Origin of the sequence: Bradyrhizobium sp. 191, from assembly GCF_023100985.1 — a bacterium.
GTDB lineage: Bacteria > Pseudomonadota > Alphaproteobacteria > Rhizobiales > Xanthobacteraceae > Bradyrhizobium > Bradyrhizobium diversitatis.
Map to the genome: position 1 here is coordinate 1,569,445 of NZ_CP064692.1, position 14,717 is coordinate 1,584,161.

A 14,717-nucleotide genomic window follows, 5' to 3' on the forward strand; every position below is an offset into this window, starting at 1 on the left:
GCTCATGATGCGGATGCCCAGCCTATTCGTTCGCGCAGCGGTTTCGAGGGGGACCGCCAGGCCGCAAGAAGCGGCCCGGCGAGGCGTGCCCGCCTCAGTAACCGAGGCCCTTCTTGCTGTCGTAGATCTTCTGCGGATCGTCCGCCGCGGTATAGAGCTTGGACTCGGTCTGGATCCATTTCGGCGGAACCGTGCCCTTCTCCTTGAACGCCGCGATGGCATCGAGCGCGGGGCCGGCCATGTTCGGCGTCAGCTCGACCGTGGCATTCGCCTCGCCCGCGGCCATCGCCTTGAAGATGTCGGGCACGGCGTCGATCGAGACCGTGAGAATGTCCTTGCCGGGCTTGAGGCCGGCTTCCTTCATGGCCTGGATCGCGCCGACCATCATGTCGTCGTTGTGGGCGTAGACCGCGCAGATCGACTTGCCGCCGCCTTCGGCCTTGATGAAGCTCTCCATCACCTCCTTGCCCTTGGCGCGGGTGAAGTCACCGGTCTGGCTGCGCAGCACCTTCAGGTTCGCATGCTTGGCGATCGCGGTATCAAAGCCCTTCTTGCGGTTGGCTGCGACGCTGGCGCCGACCGTGCCCTGCAATTCAACGATGTTGCAGGCCTTCGTCCCCACCGTCTTGGCGAGCCAGTCGCCCGCGACGGCGCCCTCATGCACGCTGTCGGAGGTGACGGCGGTGAGATAGAGGTCCTTGCCGGAAGGATCGATGTCGCGGTCGAGCAGCACCACCGGGATCTTGGCTTCCTTGGCTTCCTTCAGCACCGAATCCCAGCCGGTCGAGACGACAGGCGCAAGGAAGATGGCATCGACGTTCTGCGCGATGAAGGAGCGGATCGCCTTGATCTGGTTCTCCTGCTTCTGCTGCGCGTCGGCGATCTTGAGATTGACTTTGCGCTTAGCGGCTTCCTGCTTGGAGACCGAAGTCTCGGCCGCGCGCCAGCCGGATTCCGATCCGATCTGCGAGAAGCCGATGGTGAGCTGGGCAGCGCTGGCTGGCAGCGCGAGCAACAAGGCGGCCGCGGCGCTGGCCGCAAAGAGGACTTTAGGGGTCATCAGGCGTGTCTCCCAAGATGTTTTCTGAGGCGCCAGATAGGTAACATGGCACCCGTAAGCCGAGCTTTGAGCCGGCGGGAGGCACTATTTCACGGAAGATGGGTTCCGACTAGTCATATTATTTTACTATTCGACGGAGGACGACGTCGGCGGGATGGACGGTCTTACGACACGCTCAGAGCGATTTTGTTCCAGCCCTGCAACGGGGAGATGAAAAAGTATGAGGCGGCCAAGATGAGGGAGTCTCCGCGAGGACGGTGACCGACAGCCTCGCAATCTCCTCCGCGTCATTGCGAGCACAGCGAGAGCTCTGCGTCTATCGACCAGATCGACTCGTGGAGAGTCCCTTCATCCGCCACGCTTCGCGTGTCAGCCTCTCCTCGCATGCAAGCGGGAGAGGCGCGGAAACTAGATCAGCTTCCGTTGCGCCAGGTTCTTCATCAGCGCGCCGATGCCAAACGTCCACGGTTCGCACTCGTCGCTGGTGCGCATGCGGTTGACGAGCTTGCCGAGCTCGGGCGCGGAGATCGTGACGATGTCGCCGCGCTTATGGGTGAACCCCTGCCCCGGCGCATCGCGATCCTTGACCGGTGCGAACATCGTTCCCAGGAACAGCACGAAGCCATCAGGGTATTGATGGATCTTGCCGATGGTCTGCGCAACCAGATCGGTCGGATCGCGGCTGATCTTGCTGATCGAGGAATGGCCGTCGAGGACGAAGCCGTCCGTGCCCGTGACATTCAAGCCGATGTCCAGCTTGCGCGCGTCGTCGAGTGAGAACGTATCGTCGAACAGGCGCAGCAGCGGGCCGATTGCGCAGGACGCATTGTTGTCCTTGGCCTTCGACAGCAGCAGCGCAGAACGGCCCTCGAAATCGCGGAGGTTGACGTCGTTACCGAGCGCCCCGCCGACGATCTTGCCGCGGCTGGAGACGAACAGCACGAGTTCCGGCTCGGGATTGTTCCAGGTCGATTTCGGATGCAGGCCGGCGTCCATGCCAGTGCCGACCGACGACAGCGTCGGCGCCTTGGTGAAGACTTCAGCGTCGGGGCCGATGCCGACCTCGAGATACTGGCTCCAGGCGTTCTGATCGATCAGCACCTGCTTCAGGTGCATCGCCTGGTCCGAGCCCGGCTTGAGCTTGGACAGATCGTCGCCGATCAGCCGGGTGACTTCTTTGCGGATCGCCTCGGCCGAGGCCGGGTTGCCCTTCGCGCGCTCCTCGATGACGCGCTCCAGCATCGAGATGGCGAAAGTGACACCCGCCGCTTTCAGCGTCTGGAGGTCGACCGGTGCAAGCAACCACGGCTTTTTCGGGTCACGCCCGTCGGGTGCCGTGTTAGCAACAATTGCTTCGAGATCGCCGATACGTTCACCCTTAGCCGCAGCAAGCGCCTGGGCGGGATTGTCATCTTCGCAGAGCGCGCTGATGGTCGGGAATCTCGCGGTGACATCGAACACGCCGTCGCCGCGCACGGCGACCACGGCCGGACCATTGACCTGCGGCAGCCAGACGCGGCCGGCCAATGTTCCCCGCGTGCCATCCTCGGGGAGAAGATCCTTCACAGTCAATGTCGTCATGGCCGGCGTCCTCGCTGTTTCTAAGGACCGGCCGCACTCGAAGACGGCCGATCGCATTGGCGAAGACCAATAAACGTCTGGCGGGGGAAGTCCAGAGTGGCAACGAGGCGGCTATGCCCCTGCCCGCGCCTTGCGGGCTGCGATCTGCTGCAGCGCCCAGCGTGCGTTCTTGCGGACATCGGGATCGGGATCGTCGGCGATCACCGCCAGGAACGCCTCGCCGTCAGGATGGGCGATCTCGCCGAGCGCGGCGGCCGCCTCCTTGCGCAAGTTCGCCTGGTCATGGTTGATGCAATTGCCAATCGGGCGTACCGCGCGCTCGACCTTCATCTTGCCGAGGCTGCGAATGGCCTTGAGCCGCACCTGCCAGAATTCGTCGGCGAGCGAGCCGACGAGCTGATCGGCCGCGAGCGAACCGTTGGCGTTGAGACCCAGCGTTTCCGCAGCCATCTCGCGGACCATCCAATCCGAGTCCTTCAGCGCGCGCGTGATCGTCTCTGCCGCGGGCTTCATCTGCGAGAAAGCCAACGCGCTGACCGCGGCGCGGCGGACATGGGCGTCGGGATCGTTGATCAGCGCGGTCAGCGCCGGGATCGATTCTTCCAGCTTGAGGAAGCCGATCACGCCGATCGCCTGCACGCGCACGGCGGCATCGGCATCCTGGAGTGCTTCCAGCGCCGGCTTGAGCGTGTCCTTGCAGCGCAATTCCTTCAGCGCACGCAGCGCGCCCATGCGGACGAAGGCGTGTGCGTGCTTGACCAGCGGCAGGATGATCCCGGCGCAGGCCGGATCCTTGAACTCGGCCATGCTGTCGGCCGCCGCGGCTGCGACGATTCTCTCGGGATCGACCAGCAGCTTCACCAGCGCGCTCGCCGCCTCCGGCCCGTCGAACTCGCCGAGCGCCATCGCGACCTGCTGGCGAACGCCGCTGTCGGGATCGGCAACCAGCTTGGCGAGATGCGCGACCGCGGCGGGATCGCCGGAATGGCCGAGCGCGATGATGGCGACGCGACGCTCGGCGGGATCGGCCGCCTGCAGCCGCTCGTCAGCGTCGTCGAGGTCGTCATAGGACTCGAACGGGCCCGACATGATCACCTCAACAGATAGGGAATGTTGACGGTGACGGCACCGGTCGGGCAATCGGCTTCGCAGGGCATGCAATACCAACACTCGTCATAGGCCATGTAGGCCTTGTTGGTCATGTCGCTGATGCGCAGGACGTCGAGCGGGCACACGTCGACGCAGACGGTGCAACCCTTGTCAGCGATGCATTTGGCGTCGTCGACGACCACCGGGACCGATGTCTGATAGGATGCGAGAGGCATTTGATGTCTCCTGTTGTGTTCTGGTGCGTCAGGCCGAGGCGCGGATGCGCTGCTTGTCGTACAGATCCTTCTCGTCGTCGGCGATCGGCACGACATAGGGCTCGACGGCGCGCTTCTCGCTGGTCATCTTGCCGTCGCACTTAGACAGCAGCGTGTGGCAGAACCAGTTCTCGTTGTCCTTCTCCGGAAAATCCGTGCGCCAGTGATAGAGGCCCCAGCGGCTTTCCTCACGATAGAGCGAGGCGTGCGCGGCCATGTCGGCGCAGTCCATGATCGACTGCACTTCGAGGGCGCGGAGCAGCTCATGCGCGTTGCGCGCGATCATGCGCTCCTGCATGTCCTCCCGCGCTTCGGCGAGGCGGCGCATCCCGAGCTCGTATTTGCGCGTGACCTTCGGCGGCTGGAGATAGTCGTTGACCAGGCGCCGGGTCTTGTACTCGATCTGGTTCGGCGGAATGCCGTCCTCTCGCCTGGTCGGCGCCATCACGCGCTCACGCTCCAGTGCGACGTCGGCGGCGTCGAACTCCGCGAAGTCATGGCTGTCGGCGAACTCCATCGCGTCAATTCCAGCGACCGAGCCGTTGGTGAAGGCGCCAAGCATGTAGTTGTGCGGCACGCTCGCCATGTCGCCGGCGGCGTAGAGGCCGGGCACGGTTGTGCGCGCATTATCGTCGACGAACACGCCAGAGGCGCTGTGACCGGAGCAGAAGCCGATCTCGGAGATGTGCATCTCGATCGACTCGCTGCGGTAATCGACCCCGCGTCCCTGCTGAAACAGCCCGCGCGTCGGACGCTCCACCTTGTGCAGCGTGGACTCGATCTCGGAGATGGTGTCGGGGTGAAGATGCTTGAGCTGGAGAAACACCGGGCCCTTGCCGGACAGGAGCTCGTTGTAAAACTCCAGCATCATCTGGCCGGACCAATAGTCGCATTCAATGAAGCGCGAGCCTTCGTTGTTCGCCGTATATGCGCCGAACGGTCCGGCGACATAGGCGCAGGCCGGGCCGTTATAGTCTTTGATCAGCGGGTTGATCTGGAAGCATTCGAGGTTCGCGAGCGCGGCGCCGGCGTGATAGGCCATGGCGTAGCCGTCGCCGGAATTGGCGGCATTCTCATAGGTGCCGAACATGTAGCCGGAGGTTGGCAGGCCCAGGCGGCCGGCGGCGCCCATGCAGAGGATCACGGCCTTGGCCTTGATCACCAGCATCTCGGCGGTGCGGGTATTGACACTGACGGCCCCCGCGATGCGACCATCGGCGGACTTCAGCAGCCGCGTCGCTATGTAGCGGTTGGAGATCAGGATGCGGGCCCGACGAAGTTGGCGGTACAGCGCCTTCTTTACCGTCTCGCCGTTCGGCATCGGCAGCACATAGGTGCCGATGTGGTGCACCTTCTTGACGGCGTAGTCGCCGTTCTCGTTCTTCAGGAAGCGGATGCCAAAGCTGTCCAGTTCCTCGATGATCTTGTAGCAGTTCTGCGCGTATTTATAGACCGCCTTCTGGTCAACGATGCCGTCGTTGGCAATGGTGATTTCCTTGGTGTATTGCTCCGGCGTCGCATAACCGGGGATGACGGCGTTGTTCAGCCCGTCCATGCCCATCGAGATCGCCCCGGAGCGCTTGACATTGGCTTTTTCGAGCAGAACGACATTGGCCTTCGGGTTCTTCAGCTTCGCCTTCAGCGCCGCCATCGGGCCGGCTGTGCCGCCGCCGATCACCAGCACATCGCAGGAAACCTCCGAAAGTCCGTCGACGATCTGATCTAGTGCCATCACTTGCTCCTGGTTCGCCGATGGTCGGCGCCTTTGCGTCAGATTTGTTCAGGCGGCGTCCGGGCGATAGCAATTAGTTGTCGCCAGGATGCGATTTGCGCCTCAGCGCTCGACGAAGGCCTTCTCGATGACGAAATGGCCGGGCTCGCTGTGATTGCCCTCCACGAAGCCGCGCGCGGAGAACATGTCGTGCAGCTCCTCCAGCATCGCGGGGCTGCCACACAGCATGATGCGATCGGTCTCGATATCGAGGCCGGATTGCTTTAGATCGTCAAAAAGCTGGTTCGAGGCGATCAGGTCGGTGATGCGGCCGCGGTTCCGGAACGGCTCGCGGGTGACGGTCGGGTAGTAGACCAGCTTGTCGCGGATCTGCGGGCCGAAGAATTCGTGGTTGCGCAGACCAGCGACGACGTGCTCGCCATAGGCGAGCTCGGAGACCTGGCGGCAGCCATGGGCAAGCACGATGGTCTCGTAGTTCTCGTAGACGTCGGGGTCCTTGATCAGGCTGGCGAACGGCGCCAGGCCCGTTCCGGTCGACAGCAGCAGCAGACGCTTTCCCGGAATGAGATTGCCGGTGATCAGCGTCCCCGTCGCCTTGCGGCCGACCAGGATGATGTCACCTTCCTTGATCCTCTGGAGGCGCGAGGTCAGCGGACCGTCCTGCACCTTGATCGAGAAGAATTCGAGCGCCTCCTCGTGGTTGGCGCTGGCCATGCTGTAGGCCCGCATCAACGGCTTGCCCTCGACCTCCAGGCCGATCATCGCGAACTGGCCGTTCTGGAAGCGGAAGCCGGGATCGCGCGTTGCGGTGAAGCTGAACAGGGACTCGGTCCAGTGCCTGACCGACAGAACCGTTTCCTTCTGAAATGCACTCATGCTCTCTCCTTCGCGATCGATGGCGCAGAAGATTTCGGAGAGGGACGAGTCCGGCAATGTGGAAGTGAAATTCCTGGTCGATTAGTTTCACATTTCGCGAGCTATGACTGAAGGCAAGGCGCCCGATCACGCCTACGCCGGCAATTAGTTGCTATTCGTGCGCGCCCGCACCGACATAGATTGAAGTCGGAGGTTCGTCATGACCATGACCTTGGTGGCACCTGCTATCGCCGACTATGAAGCCAGCGCCGATCTCGCCGCGCTGCTGGTCCGCACGACACAGGACGACGCGCTCAGCGTTTCTGCCGAAACACTCCGCCTCTCCTGCAAATGCGCCCACTGCACCCGTGCCCGCTTCGACGGCCGCTTCCCCGACAGGTTTCCCGGCATCGCCATCACCGAGATCGGCGATCTCGGTTACGGGCTGAACATCTCGTTCTCGGATGGGCATGCTCGGGGGATCTACCCGAAGCCGTATCTGCTGAGCCTGGCGGGGTGTTGACCCCATAACTTAGTCGTCATTCCGGGGCGCCCGAAGGGCGAGCCCGGAATCCATAGCCCCGGCTCGTGGTTATGGGTTCCGGGCCTGCGCGCTTTGCGCGCATCCGGAATGACGCAGCAAGTAAATCGCTCCCCATCTGGCACGGACATTGCTCCTCTTTAGAACGATTTGAACGTTCCGGAGGCAGACGATGTTGCAGGCCGCCAATGTGGTTCGTGGGCCCATTCCCCCGACAGTCCGGCCTGCCGGCAGCTCCTCGCTGCTGCTCACTGAAAACCAACGATGGATCGGCGGGCCGCCGCCGCTGATGGACAAGCTCTCTCCACGCGAGCGGGAGCTGGTGCTCAAGCAGGGCCGCCGCAAGGTGCTCAACCGCGGCCAGACGTTGTTCAGCCAGGGCGGCAAGCATGACGGCATCTGGCTGATCGAGAGCGGCCGCATCCGCGTGTTCTACACTTCGCCGCTGGGGCGCGAGATCACCCTCGCCTACTGGCATGTCGGCAATTTCGTCGGCGGGCCCGAAGTGTTCGAGGGCACCGTGCACCAATGGTCCGGCGTTGCGTCCAGCAATTGCAGCGTGGTGCACCTGCCCGGAAAGGAACTGCGGTCCCTTGCCGCTGAGATCCCGAACCTCGCGATCGGCCTCATCGAAGGCCTCACGTTCAAGGGCAAATGCTATTCGGCCCTGGCCCAGATGCTGGGGACGCGCTCGATCACACAGCGGCTTGCGCACCTGTTGCTACACCTCGTCGAGCTCTATGGCGTCGACGACGCCGACGGCACTGTGATCGCCGCAGCCTTCACCCACGCCGACATCGCCCACATGGTTGGCGCCACAAGGCAATGGGTCACGATCAGTCTGAAGCGCATGCAGGAGAAGGGAATCGTGGTGACCAAGCGGTCGCAGATCGTGATCTGCCGGACCGACGTGCTGGAGGAGATGCGCGGTCACGCAACTGACTAGACGAATTTGCGGCCAAGGCGAATGCACAGGCAAGCGGCTTTATAGTGCAGGACTGCCCAAGGAGTATGCAATCAGCTTTTCCCGGCAACTAATCGACTGCGACAGCCACTCCGGATTTGCCCTGTCCACGCCCTCACCCAATCATGGCAACCACAGCACATCCAACCGAATGAGGATGAGAATGGTCCGCCATCTTCCCACGCTCTCGATCGCGATGTCGGTGACGTCGCTGGCGTTACTCGTCACGCAGCCGGCCTCGGCGGAAACCGTCACGCTCGGCATCGGAACGCAGGACACAACGACCAACACGGTGACCGCCGGCGTCGTCATCCGCCAGTTGCGTCTCCTTGAAAAATACCTGCCGAAGGACGGAAAATACGCCAACATCAAGTTTGAGCTGGAGTGGCAGAATTTCACCTCCGGTCCACCCGTCACCAACGCGATGATGGCAAACAAGCTGCAGATCGGCATGATGGGCGACTATCCGCTGATCGTGAACGGCTTCACCTTCGAGAGCAATCCGGAGAGCAAGAGCCGGCTGGTCGGCATCGCCGCCTATAGCCTGTCCGGCTCCGGCAATGGCCTCGTCGTCCACAAGGACTCGTCCTACTACGATCTCGCCGATCTCAAGGGCAAGCTCGTCAGCGTCCCCTTCGGTTCCGCCGCGCACGGCATGGTTCTGAAGGCGATGCAGGACCGCGGCTATGCATCCGACTTCTTCCAGCTCGTCAGCCAGAGCCCGGAGGTCGGCTCGACCAATCTCCAGGAGAAGAAGATCGACGCGCACGCCGACTTCGTCCCCTTCGCCGAGCTGCTGCCCTTCCGCGGCTTCGCGCGAAAGATCTTTGACGGCGTCGAGACGAACTTGCCGACTTTCCACGGTATCGTCGTCCGCACCGACTTCGCCGACAAATATCCCGAGGTCGTCGTCGCCTACTTCAAGGCGCTGATTGCCGCCAATCAGTGGCTGCGCGAGGATCCGAAGCTCGCCGCGGAAAAGATCCAACAGTGGACCGGCATCAACAAGGAAGTCGTCTACATCTTCCTCGGCCCCGGCGGCAACATGACCACCGATCCCTCGATCAAGCCGGTGCTGATCGACGCCGCAACCGCCGACGTCAAGGTGCTGCAGAACCTCGGTCGCATGAAGGAATTCGATCCCAGGAAGTGGGTCGACGACAGCTACGTCCGCAAGGCCTATGCCGAGATGAAGCTCGACTATGACGCGCAGCTTGCGAGCACCAGGAACTACGAGGTCTCCGGCGATGACGCCTTCTGCAAGAAGCCGATCGCCGACCCGCGTAAGGCCGGCGAGGTCTGGGTCGACGATGCCGGAATCATGCCCTTCTCGTCAGCCAGTTGCACGCTCGGCGCCTATGCCGATTACAAGGCCAAGGGCAAGAAGATCAACGTCGCTTACGTCTTCGATACGACCCGGGGTATCAAGCTGTTCGCCGACCAGGCCTTCTTCGCCGTCGGCAATGGCGATGTCGCACCGTTCCTGCTGAAGAAGGACGCCGAGGCATACGCGGCCAAGATCAGCGGCAAGGTGCTCGGCTTCGATGACGCGGTAAAAGCGGTAGTCGGCGGAGGCAAGACGTGAGCAGTCCCGCCCTCGTCAGACATCCCGAGGATAGCATGCCGGCAACAGCCATTGCAGAGGCGGGCCGCGCGCCCGCCGCCACGCCGCTCGCAACCCCCGCCTCCTTCGGTGCGATCGCGCTGCGCTGGTACCGGCTCAACCAGGGCCGGCTGCGCGCCACCGCGATCGGCATCGCCTCGCTGATCGCCTTCCTCCTGGTCTGGCATCTGCTCACGACCTATCGCGTCGTGTTCTTCGTGCGCTTCACCAACGTGCCCTCGCCGCTCGCAGTCTATGCGAGCTTCACCACGGCGATCCACGACCCCAAATTCCTGATGCATATCCTGCTGAGCTGTCGGCGCATCTTCATCGGCTTCTCACTCGCAGCCATCGTCGGCGTGCCGCTCGGCCTGATCATGGGGCGATTCAAGCTGGTGCACGAGGTGATCTTCCCGGTCGCCGAAGTGCTACGGCCAATCCCGGCGATCGCCTGGGTGCCGATGGCCATCATGCTGTGGCCGACCAACGAGCAGAGCATCGTATTCATCACCTTCCTCGGCTCGTTCTTCCCGATCCTGGTCAACACGCTGCACGGCATGTCGCTGGTCGATCCCGTTCTGGTTCGCGCCGCGCAATGTCTCGGTGCGCGCGAGCGATCGATCTTCCGCGAGGTGTATTTTCCGGCCTCGCTGCCGCACATTTTCACCGGCCTTACCGTCGGCATGGGCGTCGCATGGGTGTCGCTGATCGCCGCCGAGATGATCTCCGGTCAGTACGGCATCGGCTACTTCACCTGGGAGGCGTATTCGCTGGTCCAGTATGCCGACATCGCGCTCGGCATGATCGCAATCGGGGTGCTCGGTCTCGGATCGAGCCTGCTTATCAGGGGCACGGGACAGTTGGTGATGCCGTGGAGGTCGACATGAGCGAGGTGCTTGCGAACACGTCGAAGGGCCACATCGAGGTCAGGAACTTCTCCCTCGCCTACGAGACGATCGAGGGACCCGTTCAGGCCGTCACCGATACGCAGATCCATGTGAGGCCCGGCGAGTTCGTCTCGATCGTCGGCCCCTCCGGCTGCGGAAAATCGACGCTGCTGAACGCGGTCGCAGGCTTCCTCAAGCCGACAACGGGCATCGTCACCGTCGATGGCGACCGCGTCAACGGCCCCAGTGCCGAACGCGGCATGGTGTTCCAGCAATATTCGCTGTTCCCCTGGAAGACGGTGCGGGAGAACGTCGAGTTCGGCCTGAAGATGCGCGGCATGCCACGCTCGCAGCGCGAACGCGCCGCGCGCACGCTGCTGGGGCTCGCGGGGCTCGAGGCGTTCGAGAAGCACTATCCGGAAAAGCTGTCCGGCGGCATGAAGCAGCGCGTCGGCATCGTCCGCGCGCTCGCTACGGGACCGAAGGTCCTGCTGCTGGATGAGCCCTTCGGCGCGCTCGACGCGCAGACCCGCGTCATCATGCAGCAGATCCTCACCAACATGTGGCAGCGGCTGAAGATCTCGGTGCTGTTCGTCACGCACGATATCGATGAGGCGATCTTCCTCTCCGACCGCGTCTACTGCATGACCGCGCGGCCCGGCTCGATCAAGGCGGAGATCCCGATCCCGCTGGAGCGGCCGCGGCAGCAATCGATGATGATGTCGTCGGAGTTCCTGGCGCTTCGCCGCGGGCTAATGTCGCTGATCCGCGAGGAAAGCCTGAAAGCGATGGGCGGCGAGATCAACGACATGGGCATGCAGGGGCTGAACATCGAGCTGCATGGGCATTCGCTCGCGGATGTGATCTAGGCGCCGCCGATACACTTGATTTCGCAGGGCAGGCGAAGCGAAGCGTGCCCACCATCCTCACCACGAATGTGGATCCACGGGCGGGCACGATGCATTCGCGCCTTTGCCCACCGTAGGGCTGTTTTGTTCTAATCACTTAAACCAATGCACCAGCGCGAGGCTGATGCCGAGCAACAGCAGCAGCGAGAGCGTGACGGCTGCCGTCACCCTGCCTCCGACATTGGCAAGCACACGGACGTCGACACCTAGCCCGAGTGCGGCCATCGACACCACGGTGAGAAAACCGGTGATCTTCGTCACGGGACCGACCACCGTCGCCGGCACGATCTCGAGCGAGCGCAGGGTCGCCAACGCGAGAAAGCCGAGGATGAACCACGGGACCAGGCGGAAAAAGCCGACATTGGTCTTCTTGGCGTCGGCCTGCCAGCGCGAGGCGACCAGCGACAAGCCGACGACGACGGGCCCGAGCATCAGGACGCGCATCAATTTCACCAGCGTGCCGATCTGGGTCGCGACGAGTCCGGCCGGCACTGTGGCGGCCAGAACCTGCGGCACAGCATAGACGGTGAGGCCCGCGAGGATGCCGTATTGCGTGGCCGACAATTGCAGCAGCGGGATCAGGAGCGGCAGGCCAAGCACCATCATCACGCCAAGGATGGCGGTGAAGGAGATCGAGGATGCGATCTCGTCGTTGTTGGCACCGATGATCGGCGCCACGGCAGCAATCGCCGAATTCCCGCAAATCGAGTTGCCGCAGGCGATCAGGATCGACAGGCGTGTCGACAGACCCAACAGACGGCTGAGGCCGAAGGAGACACATAGCGCGATCACGACGACGGCCGCGATCGAGACGAGGAGCGCGATGCCCGAGGCGGCGATCGCGGCGAAGCTGATCGAGGCTCCCAGCAGCATGACCGCGACCTCGAGCAGCTGTTTTGCGCTGAAGGCGATCCCGGTCTGCCACCGGGGCGCCGGCTTCCAGAAACTGCGGAGCGCCATGCCGAGCAGGATCGCCATGACGAGCGCTTCGACATAGGGATGCTCGAACATACCCAACTCGGCGCGCTCCAGCAGGGCGGAGACGCCGGCGATCAGAACGCAAAGGAGAATGCCGGGAATCAGTGCCGCAATGCGGCTTGCGGCTGTGGCCGGCTTGGCGTCGGCCGGGCTGGATGCTTGATTCTGCGACACAAACTTCTCCCTGAGGAGAAGGATTTATACGCAGCGCGGCCCGGGAGGGAAATAAGTTTTCGACATATCAGGTCCCGGGGGAGGTTCTATCCTCAGCCCGGACAACCAACCTCAGAAGATCAGGCTCTTGGCGAGGGAAGCGACGCGGCTGAAGCCGTCATAGACGCCGGGCTCGAAGAAGGCGGCGCGGGCAAGCACGATACCAGCAACCAGCGACCAGAACAGTCCGGTGCCGGCACGCAGCAAGAGCTTCGACGTACGCGACCGCGGCTGGGTGTCCGTCGCGGACACCATTTGCTCGCCGAAGGGTTCAAATCCGGTACGTTCCATGGCTCTGGCCAATCCATCAAATTCTGATGGGAATGTCGTCGTTTCGGCCGCAAACAGCAATGGAAGCGATTGGCGTTTTTGTCCTTGCGGAGGAAATCTCCTTCCGTCGGACGGGCGCGGAACGATAGTTTTCTTCTTCCGGCCTATTTGGACACTGGCACCCGACTTACAGAGCCAGATAGCGGCGCCGGATTGCCTCGTTGGCCCTGAGTTCGTCGATCCCGGCGGCATAGACGATCTGGCCCTTGTCGATGACGGTGGCGTGGCTCGCGAGCCCCAGGCAGAAATGCATGTTCTGCTCGGCGATCAGTACGGTCGATCCGAGCGAGCGGAGCTGCCGCAGGAGCTCGCCGATCCGCTGCACGATGATCGGAGCGAGGCCCTCGCTCGGCTCGTCCAGCAGCAGCAGCGCCGGATTGCCCATCAGCGTGCGCGCGATCGCCAGCATCTGCTGCTCGCCGCCGGAGAGGCGCCCGGCGATGCGATGGCGCAGCGGCTCCAGGAGCGGAAAGACGTCGTAGATGCGCTTGATCGGCCATTCGTCCTGGCCGCCCGGTCCCTTCTTTTTCCCGATGACGAGATTGTCTTCGACCGTGTGCTCCGGAAAGATCTGGCGGTCCTCCGGCACGAAGCCGAGGCCGGCGCGCGCGATGGTGTGCGGCTTAAGACCGGATATCACCGTTCCGCGCAGGCTCACCCTGCCCCGTCGCGGCGGCGCCAGCCCCATGATCGCCTTCATTGTCGTCGACTTGCCGGCGCCGTTGCGGCCGAGCAGCGCCATCGTCTCGCCCTGCCGCACCGAAAGGCCGACGCCGAACAGGATCTGACTCGTGCCGTAATAGACGTCGAGATCGGCGACTTCGATGACGGGGGCGCTCATGCGGCGGCTCCCGCATGCTCGGTGCCGAGATAGGCGTCGATCACGGCGCTGTTGTTGCGGATCTCGTCCGGCGTGCCGGTGGCGAGGATGCGGCCGTAGCACAGCACGACGATCTTGGGTGCGATCTTGAACACGATGTCCATGTCGTGCTCGATGAAGACGACGGTGATCTTCTGGATCTCCCAGAGCTCGCGAACCTTGTCGATCATGCGCCAGCGCTCTTCCGGCCCCATGCCTGCGGTCGGCTCGTCCAGCAGCAGGACCTTCGGTTCGAGCACGAGCGCCAGCGCAATGTCGAGCAGCTTCTGGTCGCCATGCGATAGCGTCGCCGCGGTGCGATGACGCTTGCTCGCCAAACCCAGCAGCTCCATCACGTGCTCAGCGCGGTCGCGCGCTTCGGGCAAGGGAAAGCGCTTGTGCAGCACCGCGGAAGTGCGCTGATCGGCGCTGACGGCGGCGAGCATGGTTTCCTCTACCGTCAGCGACTTAAAGATGCTCGCGACCTGGAAGGCGCGGCCGATACCGTGTCGCACGATCTCGGGCGGTGAGCGGCCGGCAAGATCGACGCCGTCGAGCAGAACCTGGCCGGAATCCGGTTTCAAGGCGCCGGTGATCAGGTTGAAGAAGGTGCTCTTGCCTGCGCCGTTCGGCCCGATCACGGCAGTGAGCGAGCCGTCGGGAAAATCGAGCGAGACGTCGTTGGTCGCCTTCACGCCGCCGAAGGATTTTGCGAGGTTGCGGATCTCAAGCATGGTGCGCCTCGCGCCGTTGTCCGGCACCGTCATTCCAGGATGGTCCGTCAGGACCAGACCCGGAATCTCGAGATTCCGGGTTCGCACTTCGTGCGCCCCGGAATGACT

General features: G+C 63.2%; 15 protein-coding genes. 5 read left to right on the forward strand and 10 right to left on the reverse strand.

Features of this window, described 5'->3' with window-relative positions; all coding sequences use genetic code 11:
• Positions 1 to 94: 94 nt before the first annotated feature.
• The 6 genes from ytfQ to IVB23_RS07320 all read right to left on the reverse strand — a co-directional run bounded on the left by ytfQ (position 95) and on the right by IVB23_RS07320 (position 6,613).
• Complete coding sequence (ytfQ, locus tag IVB23_RS07295) at positions 95 to 1,060, reverse strand: galactofuranose ABC transporter, galactofuranose-binding protein YtfQ (RefSeq protein ID WP_247803086.1); 966 nt, start codon at positions 1,058 to 1,060, stop codon at positions 95 to 97.
• A 408-nt stretch (positions 1,061 to 1,468) separates the two neighbouring features.
• Positions 1,469 to 2,641 (reverse strand): fumarylacetoacetate hydrolase family protein, encoded by a 1,173-nt coding sequence (locus IVB23_RS07300; RefSeq protein WP_061883269.1) that lies wholly within the window; start codon positions 2,639 to 2,641, stop codon positions 1,469 to 1,471.
• 111 nt (positions 2,642 to 2,752) lie between these two features.
• Positions 2,753 to 3,730, reverse strand: a complete 978-nt coding sequence (locus IVB23_RS07305) for a HEAT repeat domain-containing protein (RefSeq protein WP_247803087.1) — start codon at positions 3,728 to 3,730, stop codon at positions 2,753 to 2,755.
• Between the two features lie 2 nt (positions 3,731 to 3,732).
• The gene (locus IVB23_RS07310) at positions 3,733 to 3,966 is read right to left on the reverse strand and encodes a ferredoxin family protein (protein WP_007593252.1); all 234 of its coding nucleotides are present in this window, start codon (positions 3,964 to 3,966) and stop codon (positions 3,733 to 3,735) included.
• Between the two features lie 28 nt (positions 3,967 to 3,994).
• A complete protein-coding gene (locus IVB23_RS07315) occupies positions 3,995 to 5,737 on the reverse strand; it encodes a fumarate reductase/succinate dehydrogenase flavoprotein subunit (protein ID WP_247803088.1) in 1,743 nt (580 codons plus the stop codon).
• 102 nt (positions 5,738 to 5,839) lie between these two features.
• Complete coding sequence (locus IVB23_RS07320) at positions 5,840 to 6,613, reverse strand: ferredoxin--NADP reductase (protein ID WP_247803089.1); 774 nt, start codon at positions 6,611 to 6,613, stop codon at positions 5,840 to 5,842.
• 205 nt (positions 6,614 to 6,818) lie between these two features.
• Here IVB23_RS07320 and IVB23_RS07325 point away from each other — a divergent pair, with 205 nt between their 5' ends.
• The 5 genes from IVB23_RS07325 (at position 6,819) to IVB23_RS07345 (ending at position 11,456) form a co-directional block, all read left to right on the forward strand.
• A complete protein-coding gene (locus IVB23_RS07325) occupies positions 6,819 to 7,115 on the forward strand; it encodes a gamma-butyrobetaine hydroxylase-like domain-containing protein (RefSeq protein WP_247804789.1) in 297 nt (98 codons plus the stop codon).
• Between the two features lie 190 nt (positions 7,116 to 7,305).
• Complete coding sequence (locus tag IVB23_RS07330) at positions 7,306 to 8,079, forward strand: Crp/Fnr family transcriptional regulator (RefSeq protein WP_197965156.1); 774 nt, start codon at positions 7,306 to 7,308, stop codon at positions 8,077 to 8,079.
• Between the two features lie 181 nt (positions 8,080 to 8,260).
• Positions 8,261 to 9,682, forward strand: coding sequence for an ABC transporter substrate-binding protein (locus tag IVB23_RS07335; RefSeq protein ID WP_247803090.1), 1,422 nt, complete (start codon positions 8,261 to 8,263; stop codon positions 9,680 to 9,682).
• A 35-nt stretch (positions 9,683 to 9,717) separates the two neighbouring features.
• Positions 9,718 to 10,587, forward strand: a complete 870-nt coding sequence (locus IVB23_RS07340) for an ABC transporter permease (protein WP_247803091.1) — start codon at positions 9,718 to 9,720, stop codon at positions 10,585 to 10,587.
• Positions 10,584 to 11,456 (forward strand): ABC transporter ATP-binding protein, encoded by an 873-nt coding sequence (locus IVB23_RS07345; protein WP_197965159.1) that lies wholly within the window; start codon positions 10,584 to 10,586, stop codon positions 11,454 to 11,456. The genes IVB23_RS07340 and IVB23_RS07345 overlap by 4 nt, the downstream gene beginning before the upstream one ends.
• 132 nt (positions 11,457 to 11,588) lie before the next feature.
• On the opposite strand, the gene IVB23_RS07350 is transcribed toward IVB23_RS07345, so the two are convergent.
• From IVB23_RS07350 to IVB23_RS07365, 4 genes are all read right to left on the reverse strand, one after another.
• Positions 11,589 to 12,647 carry a putative sulfate exporter family transporter gene (locus IVB23_RS07350; protein ID WP_061883275.1) on the reverse strand — a complete coding sequence of 353 codons (1,059 nt, stop codon included), beginning with the start codon at positions 12,645 to 12,647 and terminating at the stop codon, positions 11,589 to 11,591.
• 111 nt (positions 12,648 to 12,758) lie between these two features.
• The gene (locus tag IVB23_RS07355) at positions 12,759 to 12,977 is read right to left on the reverse strand and encodes a hypothetical protein (protein WP_061883276.1); all 219 of its coding nucleotides are present in this window, start codon (positions 12,975 to 12,977) and stop codon (positions 12,759 to 12,761) included.
• A gap of 166 nt (positions 12,978 to 13,143) precedes the next feature.
• Entirely contained in the window at positions 13,144 to 13,857 is a 714-nt protein-coding gene (locus tag IVB23_RS07360; RefSeq protein ID WP_247803092.1) for an ABC transporter ATP-binding protein, read from the reverse strand.
• The gene (locus IVB23_RS07365; protein WP_061883374.1) at positions 13,854 to 14,609 is read right to left on the reverse strand and encodes an ABC transporter ATP-binding protein; all 756 of its coding nucleotides are present in this window, start codon (positions 14,607 to 14,609) and stop codon (positions 13,854 to 13,856) included. The genes IVB23_RS07360 and IVB23_RS07365 overlap by 4 nt, the downstream gene beginning before the upstream one ends.
• Between the last annotated feature and the right edge of the window lie 108 nt (positions 14,610 to 14,717).